The sequence below is a fragment of the Thermodesulfobacteriota bacterium genome, from assembly GCA_039028315.1.
GTDB lineage: Bacteria > Desulfobacterota_D > UBA1144 > Nemesobacterales > UBA2774 > CR02bin9.
Genome location: JBCCIH010000010.1, coordinates 1 through 20,939, shown reverse-complemented (window position 1 = coordinate 20,939; position 20,939 = coordinate 1). Strand labels below are relative to the sequence as shown.

At 40.3% G+C, this 20,939-nt stretch carries 22 protein-coding genes and 2 pseudogenes; 12 read left to right on the top strand and 12 right to left on the bottom strand.

The window, feature by feature from the left end:
• Positions 1-43 precede the first annotated feature (43 nt).
• The 6 genes from atpG to AAF462_01560 all read left to right on the top strand — a co-directional run bounded on the left by atpG (position 44) and on the right by AAF462_01560 (position 5,130).
• A complete protein-coding gene (atpG, locus tag AAF462_01585) occupies positions 44-922 on the top strand; it encodes an ATP synthase F1 subunit gamma (GenBank protein ID MEM7007806.1) in 879 nt (292 codons plus the stop codon).
• Between the two features lies 1 nt (position 923).
• Complete coding sequence (gene atpD, locus AAF462_01580; GenBank protein ID MEM7007805.1) at positions 924-2,351, top strand: F0F1 ATP synthase subunit beta; 1,428 nt, start codon at positions 924-926, stop codon at positions 2,349-2,351.
• A 58-nt stretch (positions 2,352-2,409) separates the two neighbouring features.
• Positions 2,410-2,670, top strand: coding sequence for an ATP synthase F1 subunit epsilon (gene atpC, locus AAF462_01575; protein ID MEM7007804.1), 261 nt, complete (start codon positions 2,410-2,412; stop codon positions 2,668-2,670).
• 85 nt (positions 2,671-2,755) lie between these two features.
• The gene (locus tag AAF462_01570) at positions 2,756-3,553 is read left to right on the top strand and encodes an enoyl-CoA hydratase (GenBank protein ID MEM7007803.1); all 798 of its coding nucleotides are present in this window, start codon (positions 2,756-2,758) and stop codon (positions 3,551-3,553) included.
• A gap of 151 nt (positions 3,554-3,704) precedes the next feature.
• Positions 3,705-4,031, top strand: coding sequence for a hypothetical protein (locus tag AAF462_01565; protein MEM7007802.1), 327 nt, complete (start codon positions 3,705-3,707; stop codon positions 4,029-4,031).
• A 19-nt stretch (positions 4,032-4,050) separates the two neighbouring features.
• Entirely contained in the window at positions 4,051-5,130 is a 1,080-nt protein-coding gene (locus AAF462_01560) for a hypothetical protein (GenBank protein MEM7007801.1), read from the top strand.
• Between the two features lie 260 nt (positions 5,131-5,390).
• Here AAF462_01560 and rplS read toward each other — a convergent pair.
• The 8 genes and pseudogenes from rplS to AAF462_01520 form a co-directional block, all read right to left on the bottom strand.
• Positions 5,391-5,726 (bottom strand): annotated as a pseudogene (gene rplS, locus AAF462_01555) (50S ribosomal protein L19).
• A gap of 11 nt (positions 5,727-5,737) precedes the next feature.
• On the bottom strand, positions 5,738-7,039 hold the full coding sequence (gene trmD, locus AAF462_01550) for a tRNA (guanosine(37)-N1)-methyltransferase TrmD (protein ID MEM7007800.1): 1,302 nt from the start codon (positions 7,037-7,039) through the stop codon (positions 5,738-5,740).
• A 13-nt stretch (positions 7,040-7,052) separates the two neighbouring features.
• A complete protein-coding gene (gene rimM / locus AAF462_01545; GenBank protein MEM7007799.1) occupies positions 7,053-7,562 on the bottom strand; it encodes a ribosome maturation factor RimM in 510 nt (169 codons plus the stop codon).
• A 24-nt stretch (positions 7,563-7,586) separates the two neighbouring features.
• A complete protein-coding gene (locus AAF462_01540; protein MEM7007798.1) occupies positions 7,587-7,826 on the bottom strand; it encodes a KH domain-containing protein in 240 nt (79 codons plus the stop codon).
• A gap of 63 nt (positions 7,827-7,889) precedes the next feature.
• Positions 7,890-8,123, bottom strand: coding sequence for a 30S ribosomal protein S16 (rpsP, locus tag AAF462_01535; protein MEM7007797.1), 234 nt, complete (start codon positions 8,121-8,123; stop codon positions 7,890-7,892).
• Positions 8,124-8,166: 43 nt separating this feature from the next.
• Positions 8,167-9,501 (bottom strand): signal recognition particle protein, encoded by a 1,335-nt coding sequence (ffh, locus tag AAF462_01530; GenBank protein MEM7007796.1) that lies wholly within the window; start codon positions 9,499-9,501, stop codon positions 8,167-8,169.
• A gap of 187 nt (positions 9,502-9,688) precedes the next feature.
• Positions 9,689-10,942 (bottom strand): PQQ-dependent sugar dehydrogenase, encoded by a 1,254-nt coding sequence (locus AAF462_01525; protein ID MEM7007795.1) that lies wholly within the window; start codon positions 10,940-10,942, stop codon positions 9,689-9,691.
• Between the two features lie 61 nt (positions 10,943-11,003).
• Positions 11,004-11,720 (bottom strand): metal-dependent hydrolase, encoded by a 717-nt coding sequence (locus tag AAF462_01520; GenBank protein ID MEM7007794.1) that lies wholly within the window; start codon positions 11,718-11,720, stop codon positions 11,004-11,006.
• A 120-nt stretch (positions 11,721-11,840) separates the two neighbouring features.
• Between AAF462_01520 and serS the strand changes: the two genes are divergently transcribed.
• Entirely contained in the window at positions 11,841-13,121 is a 1,281-nt protein-coding gene (serS, locus tag AAF462_01515; protein ID MEM7007793.1) for a serine--tRNA ligase, read from the top strand.
• Positions 13,122-13,126: 5 nt separating this feature from the next.
• Here the strand turns inward: serS and frr are convergent, their stop codons facing one another.
• The 4 genes and pseudogenes from frr to rpsB all read right to left on the bottom strand — a co-directional run bounded on the left by frr (position 13,127) and on the right by rpsB (position 16,113).
• Positions 13,127-13,684, bottom strand: a complete 558-nt coding sequence (gene frr / locus AAF462_01510; protein ID MEM7007792.1) for a ribosome recycling factor — start codon at positions 13,682-13,684, stop codon at positions 13,127-13,129.
• Between the two features lie 4 nt (positions 13,685-13,688).
• The gene (pyrH, locus tag AAF462_01505; GenBank protein ID MEM7007791.1) at positions 13,689-14,441 is read right to left on the bottom strand and encodes a UMP kinase; all 753 of its coding nucleotides are present in this window, start codon (positions 14,439-14,441) and stop codon (positions 13,689-13,691) included.
• 9 nt (positions 14,442-14,450) lie between these two features.
• A complete protein-coding gene (tsf, locus tag AAF462_01500) occupies positions 14,451-15,056 on the bottom strand; it encodes a translation elongation factor Ts (GenBank protein ID MEM7007790.1) in 606 nt (201 codons plus the stop codon).
• 349 nt (positions 15,057-15,405) lie between these two features.
• Positions 15,406-16,113, bottom strand: a pseudogene (gene rpsB / locus AAF462_01495) (30S ribosomal protein S2).
• Positions 16,114-16,270: 157 nt separating this feature from the next.
• Between rpsB and AAF462_01490 the strand changes: the two are divergent.
• From AAF462_01490 to AAF462_01470, 5 genes are all read left to right on the top strand, one after another.
• Positions 16,271-17,173 (top strand): diacylglycerol kinase family protein, encoded by a 903-nt coding sequence (locus AAF462_01490; GenBank protein MEM7007789.1) that lies wholly within the window; start codon positions 16,271-16,273, stop codon positions 17,171-17,173.
• 66 nt (positions 17,174-17,239) lie between these two features.
• Positions 17,240-17,977, top strand: coding sequence for a lysophospholipid acyltransferase family protein (locus tag AAF462_01485; GenBank protein MEM7007788.1), 738 nt, complete (start codon positions 17,240-17,242; stop codon positions 17,975-17,977).
• A gap of 192 nt (positions 17,978-18,169) precedes the next feature.
• Positions 18,170-19,879 (top strand): hypothetical protein, encoded by a 1,710-nt coding sequence (locus tag AAF462_01480; protein MEM7007787.1) that lies wholly within the window; start codon positions 18,170-18,172, stop codon positions 19,877-19,879.
• Positions 19,880-19,957: 78 nt separating this feature from the next.
• Positions 19,958-20,557: a histidine phosphatase family protein gene (locus AAF462_01475; protein MEM7007786.1), complete on the top strand. Its 600-nt coding sequence runs from the start codon at positions 19,958-19,960 to the stop codon at positions 20,555-20,557.
• A gap of 37 nt (positions 20,558-20,594) precedes the next feature.
• A partial coding sequence (locus AAF462_01470) for an ester cyclase (protein ID MEM7007785.1) occupies positions 20,595-20,939 on the top strand: 345 nt, incomplete at its 3' end.

Sequence of the window (20,939 nt, the reverse complement as noted above, 5' to 3'; positions counted from 1 at the left end):
CTATCTTAAACGATTAGAGATAAATTTCTCGATATAGAAAATTATGGCAAGTTTACAACAGATCAAAACAAAAATAAGCAGTGTTAAAGGCACAAGCCGAATTATGAGCGCTATGAAGCTGATATCAGCTGTAAAGCTAAAGCGTGCTCAAGACCTTCTTATGGCCTACCGCCCGTTTTCCGATGCCTATCAAGATACAACTATGAACGTTGCTAAAAGGTGCGATCAGGAAGCCCACCCTCTTCTTAGAAAGATGGAGGAGCCCAAGAAACTTCATTTGGTATTTATAACCTCAGACAGAGGACTGTGCGGAAGTTTTAACAGTAGTCTGATTAGAAAACTGGAATCTTATCTAGTAGATGAAACTATAGCATATGATGAGGTTACTTTCAGCTTCCTAGGGAGAAGAGGAAAGGAGCATTTTGGTAAAGAAGATTACAAAGAGATTAATAGCTACATCGGGATTACCGATAGGAACTACGCTGAAATATCCAAAAAGATGTCTGAAGAGCTTACAAAGGAATTCATCAAGGGCGACAGCGATGAAGTAATCCTGGTATACAACTACTTTAAATCTGCTCTAACTCAGGAAATTACTTATGAAAAAATTCTTCCAATAGAAGCAGGCTCCGATGAAGAAGACGATAGCCAGATTGACTATCTATACGAACCGACAAAAAAAGGAATTTTAAGTGAGCTTCTTCCTAAATATATAGAGGTAAGAGTTCAAAGAGCCATACAAGAGTCAATGACAAGTGAACACGCCTCTCGTATGACTGCTATGGAAAACGCAACAAATAATGCAAATGAAGTAATTAAAAACCTCACACTTTTATACAATAAGACAAGACAGGCCATGATCACAACTGAGCTCATGGATATCGTCAATGGAACTGAGGCATTAAGTAAAGGAGACGAGTAATATGGATACAAATACTACTTCTAACAACATGGGAAAGGTCGTTCAGGTTATGGGACCTGTAATTGACGTCGAGTTTAAAGACAGCGAGCTTCCCCCAATCTACACTGCACTAAAACTAACAAATAAACTTCTTAGTGACCAAGAGTGGAACCTGATTGTTGAAGTTGCGCAGCAGCTTGGCGGAAACCGTGTTCGCTGCATTGCTATGGATTCAACCGAAGGAATTAAAAGAGGAGAGGACGCTCTAAACACAGGAGAGGGCATAACAGTTCCTGTTGGTAAAGAAGCACTAGGACGAATGGTAAACGTTGTTGGCGAGCCTATTGACGAAGCTGGCCCGGTAGCCACACAGATGCGCTGGCCGATTCACCGCGAAGCTCCTAAATTTGTTGAGCAAAGTACAAAATTAGAACTATTTGAAACCGGTATTAAAGTTATTGACCTAATTGCCCCTTTTCTTAAAGGAGGAAAAATCGGGCTATTCGGTGGAGCCGGTGTGGGAAAAACGGTTCTCTTGATGGAGCTTATCCATAACGTTGCAAAAGAGTATGGTGGAGTATCCGTGTTTGGAGGAGTAGGAGAGAGAACTCGTGAAGGTAATGACCTTTGGCATGAGATGAAAGACTCAGGCGTTATCGACAACACAGGTCTTGTTTTTGGACAGATGAACGAGCCACCTGGAGCTAGAGCTAGGGTTGCTCTAACTGCTCTTACACTAGCTGAGTATTTCCGTGATGAAGAAGGACAGGACGTGCTACTCTTTATTGATAACATCTTTAGATTCACACAGGCTGGATCTGAGGTATCAGCGCTACTTGGACGTATTCCATCAGCTGTGGGTTATCAGCCGACACTTGCTACTGACCTTGGTGAGCTTCAAGAGAGAATTACTTCCACAGTAAAAGGTTCTATTACATCTGTACAGGCTATTTATGTTCCTGCGGATGACTTAACTGACCCTGCGCCTGCTACAACATTTGCTCACTTAGACGGTACCATCGTACTTTCCCGTCAGTTAACTGAGCTTGGAATCTACCCGGCTGTGGATCCGCTTGATTCTACATCCCGTATTCTTGATCCTCAGATTGTTGGACAAGAGCACTATGAAGTGGCCAGAGAGGTGCAAGAAGTGCTTCAGCGCTACAAACAGCTTCAAGAGATTATTGCTATCCTAGGTATGGATGAGCTTTCAGAAGAGGATAAGCTAGTTGTGGCAAGAGCCAGAAAGGTACAAAGATTCTTATCACAGCCGTTCCACGTAGCTGAACAGTTTACTGGAACCCCTGGTAAATATGTGCCTATTAAAGATACGATTGAAGCATTTAAAGAAGTTATCTCAGGAAGTATGGATGATATTCCTGAGCAGGCTTTCTACATGGTAGGAAACCTCGACGAAGTACAAGAAAAAGCAAAAGAAATTGCCTCATAAAAATTGAAAGAGGGGAGCAGACATGCTCCCTTTTAATATTCGTTAGGAGAGAATGACATTGGCTGACGGTATACATCTTAAAGTTATTACACCAACAGAGCTTGTAGTGGATGAGCAAGTGGACGAAGTAGTAGCACCTGGAGAAATAGGAGAATTTGGTATTCTCCCAGGTCACGTACCATTCATAACCACTCTTCACACAGGAGAGCTTAAGTATAAAAAAGGCAGCTCCGAGGAAAAGCTAATTGTTGAAGGCGGCATTGCGGATGTAAGAGATGATATCGTTAGTATTCTCACTGATAGCGTAAAAAATATTTAATCTAAAGCCCTCTGCAGTAATTTCCATCCATTTACAACCATATAATTTCCAATATAATAGAACTACTTATACTATCGGAAATATTATGGAATTAGCTAAAGAAAACACAGGACCTTTGGTTTTAAGAGATGATGATAACGGTGTGTCTAACCTCATACTAAATAGACCCAGGGCTTACAATGCACTATCTATTGCATGTATGGAAGCTCTTACCCAAGAAATTAAAGAAATATCTGATGATGCATCTATCAAGGTTGTAATCTTGTCTGGCTCTGGCAATGGATTTTGCGCCGGACATGATATGAAGGACTTGCGCGCTAACCCGCAGAAATCTTTTTACGAGAAAACGTTTGCTACAAGTTATGCAATGATGATGTCTATCATAAATTGCCCTAAACCCGTGATTGCTAAAGTACACGGCATTGCCACTGCGGCTGGATGTCAGCTGGTTTCTACATGTGATCTGGCAGTAGCTGAAGAGGGCGCAAGGTTTGCAACACCTGGAGTGAATATAGGACTTTTCTGCTCCACCCCAATGGTTGGACTATCACGTAATGTTTCAAGAAAACATGCAATGGAGATGCTTTTAACTGGTGACTTTATATCTGCCCAAAGAGCTTATGAGATGGGTCTTATAAACAGCGTAGTGGCTCTGGATAGGCTAGATGAAGAAGCAGTTGAATTGGCACAAAAGATCGCATCTAAATCCCCGCTTACACTTAAAATAGGCAAAAAGGCTTTTTATGAACAGCTAGATAAAGATTTAGAAAGCGCATATAAATACTGCAGCAAAGTTATGGTTGAGAACATGATGGCGCGTGACGCAGAGGAAGGCATTGATGCATTTCTTGAAAAAAGAGAACCAGTCTGGAAAGGTAAGTAGCTTAAATTATTCATTATTGTTTAGTGCTTCGAATAAAGATTACCAAAAATTCTTAACCAAATCTTAACAATTCTTATATATATTTTTCAGCTATTCCTTGTTCGTAAAATTAATGATTTTTTGTACGAGAATCTTAGGAGGAGCAAATGAAATGGCAAAATTATTTTTATCAATAATTATGTTTTTTGTTGTGATGTCTACAACCAGTCTTTATTCATCAGCTGATATACAATCAGCAACAAATAAATATATAGAATACAAGACGACAATTGAGCTTGCCCAAGGAAGACTCTTTATTGGGATGACAAAAATAGAAGCCTTTGATGTTGAGGGCGTTCCTTATAGAGTTAAGAGGCTAGAGGGAGAAGATGGTAAAGAGATGTGGATATACCGCTGTAATAATGATGACGGTTTTGACGAGGACTGTTTATACTTATACTTTAACGGCGATGAGCTTTCTAAAATCGAAAGGCCATAGCCACAACTTGGATCCCTTTATGTATAAAACTATATTTGTTTTATTAGCATTTATAACATCGCTGTGTTTTCATACTCCTGGATATGCACAGGCCGACAATTTGTCTTTGTCCACACTAATGGGCAGCAATAAGATTCTTATATTAGGTGAGTCTTATGGGCAGGATGAATCGGTTAATTTTTTCTCTGAGAAGGTAACTCAATATATCGCAGATGGACAATGTCTAAATGTAGGTCTTGAAATAGCATCAGATCAGCAGGAAGTTTTAGATAGCGCTATGGTGGGCGAAGTATCAATATCTGATATTCAGATTGATACAGTGATAGACCATGATAGTTATCGGGAAATGCTTGTAAGCTTTAGTGAGAGCATTAAACAAGGCAAATGCCTTTCCATTTACGCAATTAATCCACCAAGTTCCATTCCGATGAGCAAAGATGCGTGGATGGAGCAGGAAGTAGTAAAGATAAGTGGTGAGAGGCCGGTGGCAATACTGGTTGGTAACAAGCATGCAGTTAAGGATTTTAAAACAACAGGCGATGGTTCGCGAAATCTCTTGGCACAGAGGATTCGTTTAAGGAGTTTTGGGGTTACATCAATCCTGCAGCATTGGAAACCGGGCGGGTTCTGTATAACGAAAACCGTGCGATTATATGACACTGAAACGGATAAGAAAGCTAGAATCTATGTAAAAGAATCTATTGGCGAGATAAGCGCTGCGATGCCGGAGAAAGTATCGATGGTAAGTGACGGCGTCTTGGTATGGGGATGCGAGAGAATTACCGTAGCGGAGGTTGATACAACATCGGGTAATGTGGCTGATAGAAAACTTCTTTTAGAAATGAGTAAATATGAAGTGGTTGAGAGAGACCAAGAAGTTCTAGATAAGATTAAATGGGGTATTAAGCACGACTACCCAGTTGTTGGTATGATCCCGGCTGAAGCCAGAGAGGCTATGGGAGAACCAGATGAGATAGAAAAGGCCGGAAGGGTTAATCAGTGGATCTATAGATGTTCTGATGAAGACGGATTCGATTACAACTGCTACATACTTAAGTTTTTAGACGGCTCTTTAGTAAAGTTTGACGATTTGGAATAATTATCTCCCTCTTTAGTATTCTTAATGAATACATATTAATCCAAATAAAAAACCGGGAGACTGCTATTTGCAGGCATCCCGGTGTAATTTGTACGTTTACTTTGTTTTGTATATTTAGTTTTTTATCAAAGCTAGCTTTCGTTGGTTGTAGCTTCTTCCTGAACTTCGGGCTGGTTGTTTTGCTCTATAACTTCAGGTTCTACCTCAGGCGTAGGCTCTGGCTGAACCGCTGCTCCAACTTGCTGCTCAACTCTTGATCTTTCTCTAATCCTACTAGCTTTTTTAGAAAGTCCTCTTAGATAGTAGAGTTTTGCTCGTCTTACTTTTCCTTGTCTCTTAACCTCGATTTTATCAATTAGAGGAGTGTGGAGTGGGAATATCCTTTCAACCCCAACACCATAAGATACTTTTCTCACAATAAATGTCTCTCGAGCGCCGCCGCCTTTCTTCGCAATTACTACTCCTTCAAAAACCTGGATCCTTTCCCTCTCGCCCTCTTTAATTTTATAGTGCACAGCCACTGTGTCACCTGGGCGGAAATCTGGCAGGTCTTCTCTCATAATTGATTTTTCTAATTCGCTTACGATATTCATCATAAATCTCCTATCTATATTTTACACGACAATAATCTATCAAAAATCACAGCAGCAGCGCTTCTAACTGAAAGATGATTATAATTAGTATAACCACTTACCGGCTTTAAAGTGTAGTCTGCTTTTTCCATTACTTGCTTTGCTAATCCCCAACCAGTTCCCAGTAATATGAGATAAGGTTTTTTTTCATCTGAGAGTATCATTTCCCTTAGCTCAGAAAACCCTATCATGTTTTCTGTGTACCTGGCGTCTGTAACTACTGATTTAGGCCTTACTCCCTCTATTCTCTCAATCTCTTTCTCAACTTCTTCTAGAGTATCTTTCATCTCTACAAGCTCAAGTGCTTGGGATCTTGATTTGTTAAAAGTTGATCCCTCTCCGTCTTTCCAGTGATCGAGTACGCGCTTTACCAGTTTTTGCTGCTCCAGGTTTGGCTGAACAAGATAGAATTTCTTAATCCCATATGTCTCTGCCGATCTGGCTATATCATGAACATCTAAATTGGTAAAGGCCGTATTTATAATTTTAAACCGATTATTGTATACGGGATAATGGATTAATGCAATATATGCTTTAAAAGTCGGTGGATTTTCTTTTTTTAGCTCTTTAATGAGTTCAAGTTCTTCATTTTGCAAAATAGCTTTATCTAGTAGATCAGCTCTTTTGTTAAATGTTTTGTTTATGCTTTGATCCTTTCTCCATCTATCGATTTCTGCATGGTTCCCGGAGAGCAAAACCTCCGGAACCTTAAGGCCTTTATATTCCTCTGGTCTTGTGTACTGGGGGTATTCTAGTATGTTATCTGAAAAAGAATCATTCTCTGGTGACTGATCGTTGCCAAGCACCCCCGGTATAAATCTGGACACGCTCTCCACAATTACAGCCGCTGCGTTCTCACCGCCTGAAAGTATATAATCTCCAATTGAAACTTCTTTGTCCACGTAGAGCTCTCTTACTCTGTCATCAACCCCTTCATATCTACCGCATATAACTACAATCTGATCATATTCTGAAAGCTCACGAGCCATATTATCAGAGTATTTCTCCCCGTCGGGTGTTGTTAACAATACAATTGACTTTAGGCTTTCATCTTTCACACTTTCTACAGCCGATCCAATAGGTGCTGCATTCATAAGCATACCGCCGCCCCCGCCATATGGGGTATCATCCACTGTTTTATGCTTGTTATCACTATATTCTCTTATGTCATGGGTGTTTATTTCAATAAGTCCTTTTTCTTGGGCTTTTTGCAGGATCCCAAAGGAAAAAGGTGAATCAAAAAAATCTGGAAATATAGTAAGAATATCGTATCTCATTTTAGTTCCGAAGTTATTCTATAAGGCCTTCTATTGTAGAAATAATAATCTTAGAGTTCTTAAGATCTATCTTTTGCACTATTGGCTCAGTAAGGGGTATTAAGTGTTCTTTATCTCCATCTTTTACTACCAATAAACTCTGCATTGAACGGTCAACTAAGCTATCTACAATCCCGATGAACTCTCCCTTATCTGTATATGTCTTAAGACCAATCAGATCAAACCAGTAGTACTCGTCCTCATCCAGCTCTTTTAAATCTGAAGTCTCTACATGCACTTCACTTCCTACAAGAGCCTGTGCATCTTGGATAGAATCAACTCCTTCTATCTTAAAGAACGCAGCATTATTGTGAATTCTTCTTTTTTTTATTTTTAACTCTGATGGGGGAGCATCGGGCCTTTTATATATAAAGATCCGATCCAGAGTAGAAATATTATCTAGTTGGCGGCTGTGTGGAAGAAATTTTACCTCTCCCTCTAGTCCGTGTACTTTTGAAATCTTACCAAACGAAATTAGTCCCATATCTAACTAAAACGGGGACGCATCTTATTCCAAGATTTCGAGCACTGCTCTTTTTCTCATCTTAGCAGCCGCAGCGCCTAAGATTGTCCTAATGGCTTTAGCTGTTTTGCCCTGTTTACCTATTATCTTACCTAGATCCTCAGGGGCCACCTTTAACTCAAGCACAGCTGTCTGCTCTCCCGCAACCTCACGTACCTCAACTTTATCAGGACTGTCTACCAGGGATTGCGCAATGAAAGTAACAAGCTCTTTTAGTCTATCCATAACTGATACCTCCCGTGTGTAGTATCAATACACCAGCACTTTCTTATCGTTACAGTCTTAGCCCTAATTTAATGTAGATATAAGTTTCTCAACTCTAACAGATGTCTGAGCGCCTTTACTGACCCAATCCTGCACCCTATCTGTTTTAACCTCTAAAACATGAGGTTTTTTCCTAGGATCGTAATATCCTAGAATCTCTAAAAACTTACCGTCTCTTGGAGAGCGCGAATCTGCAGCCACTATTCTATAAAATGGGCGTTTTTTGGACCCTGCTCTCATAAGTCTTATCTTAACCAAACTATTAATACCTCCTAACAGTATATTAGTATAATAAACTATATTATCGAACTTTCATCATTCTTTTTGCTAATTTGCCCATTTTCCCCATATTGCCCATCATCTTGCGCATCTGCATATAATTCTTAATCATGCGGTTTATGTCTTCAACCCTAGTGCCGCTTCCTTTTGCGATACGTTTTCTGCGAGAGCCGTTTATGATGGCATGATTATGCCTTTCCTTAGGAGTCATTGAATCAATTATAGCAATTGTTTTCTTCATTTCTTTCTCAGCAGTCTCAAGCGCTTTAGGGTCTTTTGAAACTTGTTTCATTCCTGGGATCATCTGAGTCATACTCTCAAGTGAGCCCATTTTATTCATTGTAAGCATTGCTTCTTTGAAATCGGCCAATGAAAACTGCTTTTTCATTAGCTTTTTAGCCATGTCCTCAGCTTTTTTATCTTCAAACGCGGTCTGTGCTTTCTCAATAAAGCTTAGAACATCTCCCATTCCCAGAATTCGTGAAGCAATACGGTCGGGATGAAATACTTCAATGGCATCTAATTTCTCGCCCGTACCAAAGAACTTAATAGGCTTGCCCGTAACCGCTTTAATTGATAGGGCCGCACCGCCTCTTGCGTCCCCGTCCATTTTTGTAAGCACAACGCCGTCAATGTCAATTGCCTCATTGAAGCTTGAGGAAACATTTACAGCGTCCTGACCTGTCATCGCATCAGCCACAAGAAGAACCTGATGAGGATTTACTGCAGATTTGATATTTCTAAGCTCATCCATGAGCTCTTCATCTATGTGCAGTCTTCCCGCGGTATCTATGATTACTGTGTCATGACCGTTTGTGCGGGCAACTTCCATCGCATCCTGAGCAATATCCACTGGATTTGATCCTGCAGGCGTATCATAGACTCCAACATCTATTTGACCTGCCAACACCTTAAGCTGATCGATAGCTGCTGGACGGTAGACGTCTGCCGGCACTAAATACGGATTTCTATTTAATTTGTCTTTTAAGAATCTTGCAATTTTAGAAGCAGAGGTGGTTTTACCAGATCCCTGAAGACCAATCAGCATAATGCCTACTGGCGGGCTTGCCTTTAGGTCAAGCTCAGAGCTCTGATCGCCCAATACGCTAATTAGCTCTTCATGTACGATCTTAACAAACTGCTGCCCGGGCGATAAGCTTTGAAGCACTTCCTGTCCCAAAGCCCTTTCTTTAACAGAGTTAATAAAGTCTCTTACAACTTTAAAGTTAACATCCGCTTCTAGTAGACTGAGTCTTACTTCTCGCAAAGCCTCTTCGATATTGCTATCGCTGAGCTTCCCATAGCCTCTTACTCTTTTTAAAGTTGTGTTTAATTTCTCTGATATTCCTTCAAACATGGGCGCTAAATACACCTCTCCTGTTAAAAATCAAACGTTAATAATTATCATAACTTATATTTGTTGTCAAATATATAACCGAGGGTAAATATCGAATTATTCTACGAATATCATTAGATTTTTTATAGATCTGACAATAAAGCAAAGGTTAATTTGGAGCTCGCAAGTAATCCTGAGTGTTGATGATTTAATCTAGACGCTCAAGCCTATAGATATTTCCGTCAAATGATGCAATATATGGCTCTCCCTGTTCATCTAAGCCAAATGCGACAATAGAGAATGCATTGAAATTCAATAGTTGAACGTTCTGCACTACATTAAATCCATCGTATTGCAGCGCCCATACCCTTCCAGATACAAAATCAGCATATAAATACATGCCGGTAAGCTCCGGAAACTCGTTGCCATAATAAAATACCCCGCCTATTACGGAGCCCCCTGTTGATCTTCCGTACTCAAGCACCGGAAGCTCAAAGTCTGATGGATTGCATCCTTGCTGTATACACTGAGTTCCTTCCGTAATTGACCAGCCGTAGTTAGCTCCATTTACAATTATGTTAAGCTCTTCTCTTGAGGCCTCGCCTACATCTCCAGACCATAGTCTTCCAGACATCTCGTTAAAGGCGACTCTCCATGGATTACGCAGCCCATAAGCATAGATTTCTTCTCTAATACCCTGGTTATTGTTAGCAAATGGATTGTCCGGTGGTATCGAATAGTTAAGTCCATTTTGAGTATTATTTACATCAATTCTGATAATTGTTCCAAGAAGGTCAGTTAGATCTTGACCTGTTCCTAGGCCGCCTGCGGGGCCGCCATCGCCCATTGAGATGTATAAATATCCGTCCTGCGGGCCAAACACAAGCTGTCCGCCGTTATGAAATGGGTGGGGCTGAGGAATTTCTAGTATTACAAGCTCAGTTTGTGTATCTACAAGGTCTGCGTTGTTCGAGCTAACCTCAAATCTGGAAACAACGCTTCTGCTTGGATTGCTTGCTGTGTAATGAACATAGACATATCCGTTATTTGTAAAATTTGGGTGAAATGTAAAACCAAGCAGTCCTTGCTCGCTATCATCGAATAATATGCGGTCCCGAATATCTAAAAACATATCAGAGGTGACATTTCGCTGAATTAACTCGCCGTTTTGTAGGCCAGGAAGGTTGTTGAGTACCATAATCACACCTCTTTGCTCGGCAACGAACAAACGGTTTGTGCCGTCCCCGGCATTTTGTACATCAAGAGGTTTATCAAAAAACAGACCTGTAAATGTGTTTATTAGTCCAAACTGGTTCTCAAGCCCCGGATCCGGAGTTGGGGATGGAGTAGGCATAGGCGTTGGCTCGGGTGAAGTAGTGTTATTATTCCCGTCTGAGTCACATGATGCTAAATAGAATACGGTTAGAAGAATAGATAGTAATAAGTATTTGCTTCTTCGCATATTAGTTATCCGTCCTTTAGTTATATTTGGTTATTAATAACTATATCTCATAAAAAATAGTTTATCTCAAAGTATCGCCAGGTTTCAATTCAATTACCTGAGTTTCTTTCATATCCTGAGTTAGGTTTCTTATATCATCCGGTGCGTCGGCAAGTAGCGGGAACGTCCCATAGTGCATGGGGATAACATACTTAGGATTTAAAAATCTGCATGCATGCGCAGCCTCAGAGGGAGACATAGTAAACAAATCACCTATTGGCAGCATAACAAGCTCAGGTTTGTAAATTTCTGAAATTATTTTCATGTCACTAAATACAGCCGTATCACCAGCGTGATATATCTTAAATCCGTTTTCAAACTCAATCACATATCCCACTGCCTCGCCGCCATAGGTAATTGTTCCGTTTTCTTCCTGTATAAGGGAACTGTGGTCAGCATGTACCATCGTAAACTTTATTCCGTCAATTTCTTGTGTTCCACCCTTATTCAGAGTGATTATGTTCTCAACGCCCTTGTCGCTTAACCATACGCATATCTCATGTATACCCACCACTTTAGGTTTATGTTCATGGCCGAGTTTAACACTGTCACCAATGTGTTCAAAATGGGCATGTGTAACAGCTAGTATGTCTACTTTGTCGATCTTTTTGAGTTTTTCAGGGCATATAGGGTTTCCGTAAACCCACGGGTCTACTATGATGATTTTCCCTTCTACAGATTTGATTTTAAAGGTCGAATGACCCATGTAGGTGAGTTCAATACCTTTTCCAAGCGACATTATTTAAAATCTCCTTATATTATTTTACAGCACTAATTTGAAAAGAGAAATTGCTGATGATAGATTAAAAGCCAAAATAAGTGCTTAACATAGTACGGATTCCAAAAAGGATAAATCTTAATGATTGATTCAAAACTTATAGAAGAAAATATGCTTGATGTGAAACGCAAATTAGACTCAAGAGGTGCCCAGATAGATTTTGACCAGTTCAGGGCACTCGATCTTGGGCGTAAAGAAATTATTAAAAAAGTTGAAGAGCTTGAGCGTGAGAGAAACGTAGGTTCTAAAAAAGTGGGCGAGCTTATGAGGGAGGGTAAAAAGGATGAAGCTAAAGCGCTTCAGGAAGAGATGAAAGAACTCTCATCTAAGATCAAGGATCTAGGTGAGCTAAGATCAAAAGCAGAAGATGAGTTTCGTGCTTTTATGCTGACCATACCTAACCTGCCTAATGATAGTGTTCCAGAAGGGAAAAGCGATGAGGACAATTTAGAGATAAGAAAATGGGGAGCTCTTAGAGAGTTTGATTTTCAGCCTAAAGACCACATCGAATTAGGCAGCGCTTTAGATATTTTAGATCTAGACAGAGCGGCCAAGATAACCGGCGCAAGGTTTGCGCTATATAAGGGCCTTGGAGCGAGACTTGAGCGGGCACTTATAAACTTTATGCTAGATGTTCATACGAGTGAGCATGGATACAAAGAGGTGCTGCCTCCTTTTATGGCAAACACCGACAGCTTTATCGCAACCGGGAACCTTCCTAAATTTGAAGAGGATTTATTTAAGATTAAAGATACGAATTATTACCTAATACCCACAGCTGAAGTTCCGGTCACTAACATTCACCGTGATGAGATTTTAAAAGAGAGTGAGCTTCCAATTAAATATGTCGCCTACACACCTTGTTTTAGAAGTGAGGCAGGCTCATACGGTAAGGACGTAAGAGGAATTATTCGTCAGCATCAGTTTAACAAGGTCGAATTAGTTAAATTTTCAAGTCCCGAAAGCTCATACGAGGAACACGAATCCCTAACTGAGAATGCGGAGAAGATTCTGCAGCTCCTAGGGCTTCCGTATAGAGTAGTTATCTTATGCACAGGTGATATGGGGTTTTCATCAGCCAAGACTTACGATTTAGAGGTTTGGGTGCCAAGTGAGAATACCTACAGAGAGATATCCTCTTGCAGTAACTTTGAGGATTTCCAAGCTAGAAGGGCGTCAATTAGATATCGGCCTAATGAAGGCGGAAAGACCAGATTTGCACACACACTAAACGGCTCTGGGCTAGCAGTGGGCAGAACTGTGATTGGGATATTAGAGAATAATCAGCAGGAAGACGGAAGTATCGTGATTCCTGATGTGCTAGTTCCGTATATGGGCGGGATTAATAAAATAGAAGCTTAAGTTGTTTAGACTTCAAGAATTTCCTTTTCTTTTTTCTCAAGCATTTCGTTTATGTCTTTTATGAACTTATCAGTTAACTTCTGCACGTTATCAAGATTCTTTTTAACTCTGTCCTCTGGAATTCCCTCTTCTTTCTCAAGAGATTTTACAAAATGATTAACATCATGACGCGTTTGCCTGATTGAAACCCTAAAGTCCTCAGCTACCTTGGCCACATATTTGACTAACTCCTTTCTCCTATCTTCTGTGAGCGCTGGAATATTAAGCCTAATCACCTTACCATCGTTTGAGGGATTAATGCCTAATTCAGATTTCATAAGTGCTTTTTCAACTTCTCCTACAGCAGTTGCATCCCAAGGTTGTATCAATATTGTTCTAGACTCTGGTACAGAAACTGTAGCCATTTGGTTTATCGGAGTCTCAGCTCCGTAATAATCAACGATTATGTGATCCACAAGAGCTGACGAAGCTCTACCTGTTCTGATCTTAGTAAGCTCTGAGTTAAATGCAGATAAGGTCTTATTCATCCTTTGCTCAGTATCGTCAATAATATCGTTTAGCATGTTGTCACACATCGTTATCACTCCTTACAATTGTTCCTATTTCTTGTCCCATTATAACATTTTTTATATTACCAGTTTCAAATAAATTAAATACAATTATAGGAATGCTACCCTGCATACACAAAGAAATAGCTGTCGCATCCATGATCTTGAGCTCGTTTTTTAATACTTCCATGTAGGTAAGTTTAGAGTATTTTACCGCGTCATCATATTGCATCGGGTCTTTGTCATATACCCCGTCAACTTTGGTAGCTTTTAGAATTAAATCAGCCCCTATCTCAAGAGCTCTAAGAGTTGCAGCAGTATCAGTTGTAAAAAAAGGATTCCCGGTTCCGGCGGCAAAAATTACAACTCTTCCTTTCTCTAAGTGTCTTACTGCCCTTCGTCTAATATATGGTTCCGCCACCCTCTCAATGTTAAGTGCGGTCTGAACTCTGGTGTGAACACCTTTTTTTTCAAGTGAGTCCTGAAGCGCGAGTGCATTCATTACAGTTGCCAGCATGCCCATATAGTCGCCGGTTGAACGGTCAATTCCTTCAGACGATCCTGCAACCCCTCTGAAAATGTTGCCGCCGCCGATTACTATGGCTATCTGTATATTAAGTCTGCTAACTTCGGCAATCTCGTTTGAGATTGTTTCTAAGGTTTGTGAACTAATGCCATACCCTTGTTCTCCTTGAAGAGCTTCCCCGCTTAATTTTAGAAGTACTTTTCTATATGCTGGTTCTTTCTCTGAAGAAGTATTAGAGGATGACATAGTTATATTTTAATCTAAAGGCTCTCCTAATTGAAACCTGACGAATCTTCTGACTTTAATATTCTCGCCAATTTTAGCGATTAATGCTTGTAGAATGTCGTCAATTTTTAATTTGGTATCTCTAATGTAGGTCTGATTAAGAAGGCAAACTTCTTCATAATATTTTTCAATTTTGCCCTCAACAATCTTGTCAGCTATGTCAGCAGGTTTTCCGGACTCAATTACCTGTGCTTTCATAACTTCTTTTTCCTTTTCAAGGTCTGTTTCAGGAACATCTTCTTTGCTTACATATATCGGATTGGCAGCAGCTATCTGCATAGCTACTTCTCTTGCGAATTCTTGAAACTCCTCATTTCTTGCTACAAAGTCGGTCTCACAATTGATTTCAACCATTACTCCAATCTTGCCGCCGGCATGTATATATGACATTACTGTCCCTTCAGGGGTGTCTCTGCCTACTTTCTTAGACGCTTTTGCTACGCCTCTGATTTTTAATATATCAAGGGCTTTGTCCATATCTCCTGATACTTCTTCAAGTGCTTTTTTACAGTCAATAAATGGGGCTCCGGTTGAATCCCTAAGATCTTTGACCATTTGTGCTGTTATTTCGGCCATTGTAATTCTAATCCTCCTTCTCGGTTTCTGCTTCAGTCTGTGCAGGCTCTTGTGATTCTGGTTCGCTTTGAGCGGGTTCTTGTGGTGTTGGCTCTGCTGGAGCTGCAGTTTCTGATGGTGCTTGAGTTTGTTCAGTAGCCTGTTTCTCTGCAGGAATTTCAACTGGCTGTTCAGTTGGCTGAGGCGACTCACCAGGTGCAGATTCAGATACTGCAACTGAAGTTGTGGCTTCCTGATCGCCTTCTTCGCCGAATTCCTTAAAGACAAATACCTTTCTTTCAACTACTACATTTGATTCTTCTTCTTTAACCTCTACTTCACCTGCCTGAAGTTTCTGCTCATAAATGTGTCTTCCTTCCACGCAGGCATCAGAGATTCTAGATGTGAAAAGCTTAATCGCCCTTATTGCATCGTCATTGCTGGGAATAATTAAATCCGCATCATCCGGGTTTGAGTTAGTGTCAACGACTCCGACTATTGGTATACCTAATTTTCTTGCTTCGTTTACCGCGATGTGTTCTTTTCTAGTATCTACAATGTATAGAGCCTGAGGAATACTCTTCATATTAACGATTCCGCCAAGTAGGTGCTCTAACTTTTGCATTTCACGTCTTAGGTTTTTAACCTCTTTTTTAGGAAGATGGTCCATGTGACCTTCTTCTTCAAGCTTTTTGAGCTCAAGCAAGTAATCAACTCTAGCTCTAATCGTTGGGAAATTAGTAAGAGTTCCGCCCAGCCAGCGTGTGTTGATATAAGGCATGCCGGATTTTTCAGTCTCTTCGGCAATTATTCCCTGAGCCTGCTTTTTAGTGCCCACGAATAGGACTTCTCCGCCTTCTGCAACAACGTCTCTTACGAAGTTATAAGCGCTTTTAAATAGACCAACTGTTTGCTGCAGATCTATTATGTGAATACCATTTCTGCTTCCAAATATATAGTCCTTCATTTTTGGGTTCCAGTGACTAATCTGGTGACCAAAATGAACGCCGGCTTCTAGAAGCTGCTTCATGCTTATTGCTTCGTTTGCCGCCTCAGACTGTTGTGTTTCTTCTGCCATTAAAAAAGCCTCCTGTTATTGTCAGACCAGTTATAAATAAACGAAGATATTTAACATAAAATATTGTGTTTATCAAGTATTTGCGACCAATAAAGTTATACCACAAAAAAAATCTGCTGTGGTAAACTGTAGGGAATTTTACAGCAAAGAGGAAATATTGAAAGAGCCAAATTACATATTTATCGTAAATCCTACTGCCGGCCACGGAAGATCTAACAGCGCATCTGAACTTATTAGAGAATATTTATCAGATAAAGAGATTAAGTACGATCTTCAGTTTACTTCTAAACCCGGGCAAGCAAAGAGATTTGCAAGACAGGCGGTAGATGAAGGGTACACCCATATTATTTCTGTTGGTGGAGACGGTACATCCCATGAAATTGTAAATGGTCTTATGACAGCGGAGGGGCAAATCGAGAGTGATGTAATATTTGGAATTATACCCTCTGGAAGCGGCAATGATTTTCCAAAGTCGGCATCAATACCGCTTGATATAAAACAGGCGGTGGAAACCGTTTTTTCGGGCAGACAAAACCAAGTTGACGTAGGCAAACTGGGCGATAGATATTTTATAAACGGTCTCGGCATAGGATTAGACGGTGCTGTTGCGCATAGATTTAAAAATTTGAAACTCCTTAGAGGGCAGTTCGGCTATCTACTAGGATCTGTACAGGAAGCTATCGGATTTAAAGGATTTGAGGTTCAGATAAAAATTGGAGATTGGGAATATCAAGGCTCTCTCCTTTTAACTGGGGCATCAAATGGTCTCTACCAAGGGGGCAAGTTCAAACTCGCGCCCGATGCCAAAATAGATGATAGACTCTTGGACTTTCATGTAATAAAAAACATGTCTATCGCTAACAGGCTTATAAAAATACCTAAGGTTCTTGAGGGCTCTCATTCAGGTCTAGATGAGGTTGATATTAAAACCGGGACAAAAATGGAGATCAGATTAGACCAAACGGTTCCCGCACATACGGATGGCGAGCCTTTCTATATGGAAGAAGGTGTTCACAGTGTTGAAATACTCCCGGGGGCGCTTAATATAATGTGTGCTTGACAAAGGTTTTCTAACCAATAAATCTAGATGAAAAATAAAACTCGATTAGCTCTTGGATAATTAAAAATGATACGAACAATATACTGCGCACTAATATTTACTGTTTTCACAATTTTTTATGGAATAGTGGGGATGATTTTGTCTCTAACATATCGTCCATGGGTTACTAAATACGCGGTAAAGCCATGGGCAAAAACGAATTTATGGGCAGGGGGTATCAAGATTGATGTTAAGGGTCTTGAAAATCTCCCGAAAGAGCCTTGCATAATAATGTTTAATCATCAAAGCGCTCTTGATATTTTGGCCTATATGTCGATTTTACCCATAGACTGGCGAGCTATTATGAAAAAGGAAGTAGGTAAAATTCCTTTTATCGGATGGGTTTCCATCCTATCAGGCCATCACCTTGTGGCAAGAGACGGATCCAGATCAGATACCAAGGAAGTTAAAAAGATAGTTGAGAAAATACGCTTAGGCCCTTCTGTGGTTGTTGCTCCTGAAGGCACAAGAAGTGATGATGGAAAGCTGCTACCATTTCAAAAAGGCGGATTTCTGATTGCTGTGCTTGCAAGAGTGCCTGTCGTAACAATGGTAATAGCCGGTGGTAGAAAGCTTTTGCCAAAAAGTTCAAGAAAGGCATACCCCGGAACTATGAAGATAAGAATACTTCCCCCAATCTCTGTTGATGAGCTTCCGAAAGGAAGAGAGGGCAGAGAAAAGCTAATGCATATTGTCAGAGAACAAATGGAAGAAGTGTTGGCAGTTGAAGAGGCCACCTTGCCTGACGTTGAGGAAAAAATTTAATCCCACCTTGATTTATCTACTTACTCGTTAATAATTACTAACCCAGACTTATTGAGTAAGCCCTATCAATAGTCTATAATTGATAGGCTATTGTAATTCTATTTTGTGGTAAATATCTAATCCGCCGTATTTAAGAATTACTTTTAAGATATGTTTAAGCATTTTGTGGGAAGATAGTAGTGGAGAGAAATAATGGATAGTCAGCAATTTGCAGATTTAGAACTGAAAACAATTTTAAGTCTTTCGGGTATGCCGCCGCAAAAAGACTTAGTAAATCCTAGAAAACCTTTAGAGATGGCCAAAAGAGTAAGGGTTACCTTCAGGCCGCTCCCCAATAATTATGGAAACCAGATAGTAATAAGGTTTAGAGAAACACTTGAGAAAAAGTTAAAAGAACACGGTGTTCAGGTAATCCCTTGGGATGAGGCGGCAGAGCTTCCCGATGGCCTTATATCAAAAGTGCTCAGAACCAGGAAAGTTAAAAGAAATATTCACGCCGTTGTCGATGTAAGAAGGGAGTACTCGATTGCAAGAACTTTTTTTAGTAACGTAGCAGAGAGGATGTATGGATATCTTCGTAAACCCGATATGTCGGTTATGGAGATATTAAAAGTCAGCGGCTGGGCAGATGATTTTACAGCAAGATATGTTCAGGATCCTTTTAACACTCAAATAATCACACTTATGCCGCTTGAGCCTGAATTTGCTGATAAAAATACAACCTATGACAGAAAGATAGCAATCGGTATGCAAAACCTAATTGCAACCATGTCAGAGATAATTATGGGTATAGCACCTGATAAATTCTCTCTAGTTAATATGAACCTATCTGACTCGATTTACCTAAATGAGGACATGGACGATTTTGTAATGAACTCCTTAATTCCTAAGATTTACGCACCAATTAAACCGCCTGTACTAAATAGGTTTAAAAAAGGTGAATATGATCCAAAAGAGACGGATTTTCCAACACAGCTTGCAGAGCTAGGAAGAATGGTTAAATCTACAAACCTTTTCCCACAGGGCTCCTCTTTTAGCGACAAAGTAAAAAGACAGTCACATAAAGACGTGGTCGTAAAAATTCTCGAAGGACGAACAGGGGTCTCATATGGTTTCATCGCACTTGCCGAAGCTCCTAAATATGAAGGCAAGGTCACCATTAGCAAGTCCACATGGGATAAGCTTAAAAAAGTCGAGAGCATTGATGATGATATGGTAAGGGAGAACTCCAAGGGCAGGTGGTATGTCAAAACTCTAATTAGAGGAAAGGAGATATACCAGCAGGTCCCCGATATTTGGATTGCAACATCTCGCTCCGGCAGCAATAAAACTAATCTTGATCCTAACACAGACATAGTAAGAATTGGAGTAATAAAAGGAAAGCTTCACTTAGAAACACCCAAAGGTGTAGATTTAAACCGAAAGGATATTAGACCATCCTTTGATACATATGTAATCTTGGCGCAAGCAGTTGCAACATCGCTTTATGCTCCGGATCTAATTAAAGACGGTCTTCCGATTCTTCATTTCCATGGCTATCCAGATCCCAACTGGTTTGGCAAGAGCGAGTATCATGCAGGAGCCAGTAACCCCTCACTTCCTTGCGGAACAGTTGAAGCGGCTCTACTTAATTATTCAGCCATATATGAGTTAGCTAATCAAAACGGAAAGAGCATGAAAATGCTTTGCCTGGTTGAGTCTGACCATGGAGTAAATATTATGGGTCTAGATAGAGACTACATAATTGAGAGACTAAGTGACGGGGTTGACAAAGGGCATGTCAAATTGGGCGGTACTTACTTGCCGGACCTAAAAAAGAGCAGCAAGCTAAAAGCTCAAAAAGCTACGGAACCTCCTGTAAAAAAGAAAAAGCCCGCGAAGCAGGAAACTGCAGTAAATTAAAAAATTTGTAAATCAAAGACCCACTGGTATATTGATGCCTGATTTAAAATAAAACATACATATTAGGTTGGAATTAACATGAGTGATTCACCGCAAACCGCGAAAATATATCTAGGAAGACACTGCAAAACAGACTGGAATTTAGAAGGGCGCCTAATCGGCACAATCGATCGTCCTCTTTGCGATGTTGGATGGGCTGAGATTGAAGAGACGTTTCCGCTTATCGAAGCTCTTAACTTTGACAGAATTGTCACAAGCCCGCTAAAAAGGGCGCATGACACATCAAAATCATACGCTGATAGGATTGGCATCCCGCTAGATATTCACAAGGATCTAAGAGAGTTAGATCACGGGGACTGGAACGGACAAAAGTATGAAGACCTTCTTGCTGATACTAACAGCGACTTCTACAAATGGTGGAACGAAGCTGATGCTTCAATCCCGCTTCCAAATGCTCCGGAAACCCTTGCACAAGTTCAGCAGCGAATTGTACGCACAATTAGAGAGATTGCTCTTAAATATCCCGGGGAAAAAGTTCTTGTTGTAATGCACAAACATATACGCTCACTTTTAAGCTGCTACCTGCTCGGGCTTGATCTAAATCATTTCAGAGAGAATATCAACGAGACCGTTGAACCGATTGAGCTCTCAGATGAAGATCTTCAAAAGTTGTTGTAAAACCACAGTCCTACTTTTCTGGTAATATTGCAGTATTATGAATCAGGAAGATAAGAATAAGACTCTTGTGAGAAGTCTAATTGATGATGCATTTAACCAACGAAATTTAAGTCTTTTGCAAGAGCTACTTCATCCCGACTTTGTAAACCATAATGACCTTCTTCCAACTCAGAATAAAAAAGGCCCTCAGGTTTTTGAAGAGCTGTATACCAAAATGTTTGAATCATTTCCAGATATTAAAATCGAAAACCATCTCTTAATTGCCAAAGATGATTTAGTCATTATGCCTGCTATCCCCTTTGTGGTTCGTACGACATCTGGGCAGTTGATCCTTGGTCGGACCTACTTTGGCGCTGCAGCTGCGCCGCAAAGTACCTTGCTG

What these genes read in the sequence shown, in the direction of transcription:
- atpG (MEM7007806.1), top strand. Translation starts at nt 44, where the DNA reads ATGGCAAGTTTACAACAGATCAAAACAAAAATAAGCAGTGTTAAAGGC.
- atpD (MEM7007805.1), top strand. Translation starts at nt 924, where the DNA reads ATGGATACAAATACTACTTCTAACAACATGGGAAAGGTCGTTCAGGTT.
- AAF462_01570 (MEM7007803.1), top strand. Translation starts at nt 2,756, where the DNA reads ATGGAATTAGCTAAAGAAAACACAGGACCTTTGGTTTTAAGAGATGAT.
- AAF462_01565 (MEM7007802.1), top strand. Translation starts at nt 3,705, where the DNA reads ATGGCAAAATTATTTTTATCAATAATTATGTTTTTTGTTGTGATGTCT.
- AAF462_01560 (MEM7007801.1), top strand. Translation starts at nt 4,051, where the DNA reads ATGTATAAAACTATATTTGTTTTATTAGCATTTATAACATCGCTGTGT.
- trmD (MEM7007800.1), bottom strand. Translation starts at nt 7,039, where the DNA reads ATGAGATACGATATTCTTACTATATTTCCAGATTTTTTTGATTCACCT.
- rimM (MEM7007799.1), bottom strand. Translation starts at nt 7,562, where the DNA reads ATGGGACTAATTTCGTTTGGTAAGATTTCAAAAGTACACGGACTAGAG.
- AAF462_01540 (MEM7007798.1), bottom strand. Translation starts at nt 7,826, where the DNA reads ATGGATAGACTAAAAGAGCTTGTTACTTTCATTGCGCAATCCCTGGTA.
- ffh (MEM7007796.1), bottom strand. Translation starts at nt 9,501, where the DNA reads ATGTTTGAAGGAATATCAGAGAAATTAAACACAACTTTAAAAAGAGTA.
- AAF462_01525 (MEM7007795.1), bottom strand. Translation starts at nt 10,942, where the DNA reads ATGCGAAGAAGCAAATACTTATTACTATCTATTCTTCTAACCGTATTC.
- AAF462_01520 (MEM7007794.1), bottom strand. Translation starts at nt 11,720, where the DNA reads ATGTCGCTTGGAAAAGGTATTGAACTCACCTACATGGGTCATTCGACC.
- serS (MEM7007793.1), top strand. Translation starts at nt 11,841, where the DNA reads ATGATTGATTCAAAACTTATAGAAGAAAATATGCTTGATGTGAAACGC.
- frr (MEM7007792.1), bottom strand. Translation starts at nt 13,684, where the DNA reads ATGCTAAACGATATTATTGACGATACTGAGCAAAGGATGAATAAGACC.
- pyrH (MEM7007791.1), bottom strand. Translation starts at nt 14,441, where the DNA reads ATGTCATCCTCTAATACTTCTTCAGAGAAAGAACCAGCATATAGAAAA.
- tsf (MEM7007790.1), bottom strand. Translation starts at nt 15,056, where the DNA reads ATGGCCGAAATAACAGCACAAATGGTCAAAGATCTTAGGGATTCAACC.
- AAF462_01485 (MEM7007788.1), top strand. Translation starts at nt 17,240, where the DNA reads ATGATACGAACAATATACTGCGCACTAATATTTACTGTTTTCACAATT.
- AAF462_01480 (MEM7007787.1), top strand. Translation starts at nt 18,170, where the DNA reads ATGGATAGTCAGCAATTTGCAGATTTAGAACTGAAAACAATTTTAAGT.
- AAF462_01475 (MEM7007786.1), top strand. Translation starts at nt 19,958, where the DNA reads ATGAGTGATTCACCGCAAACCGCGAAAATATATCTAGGAAGACACTGC.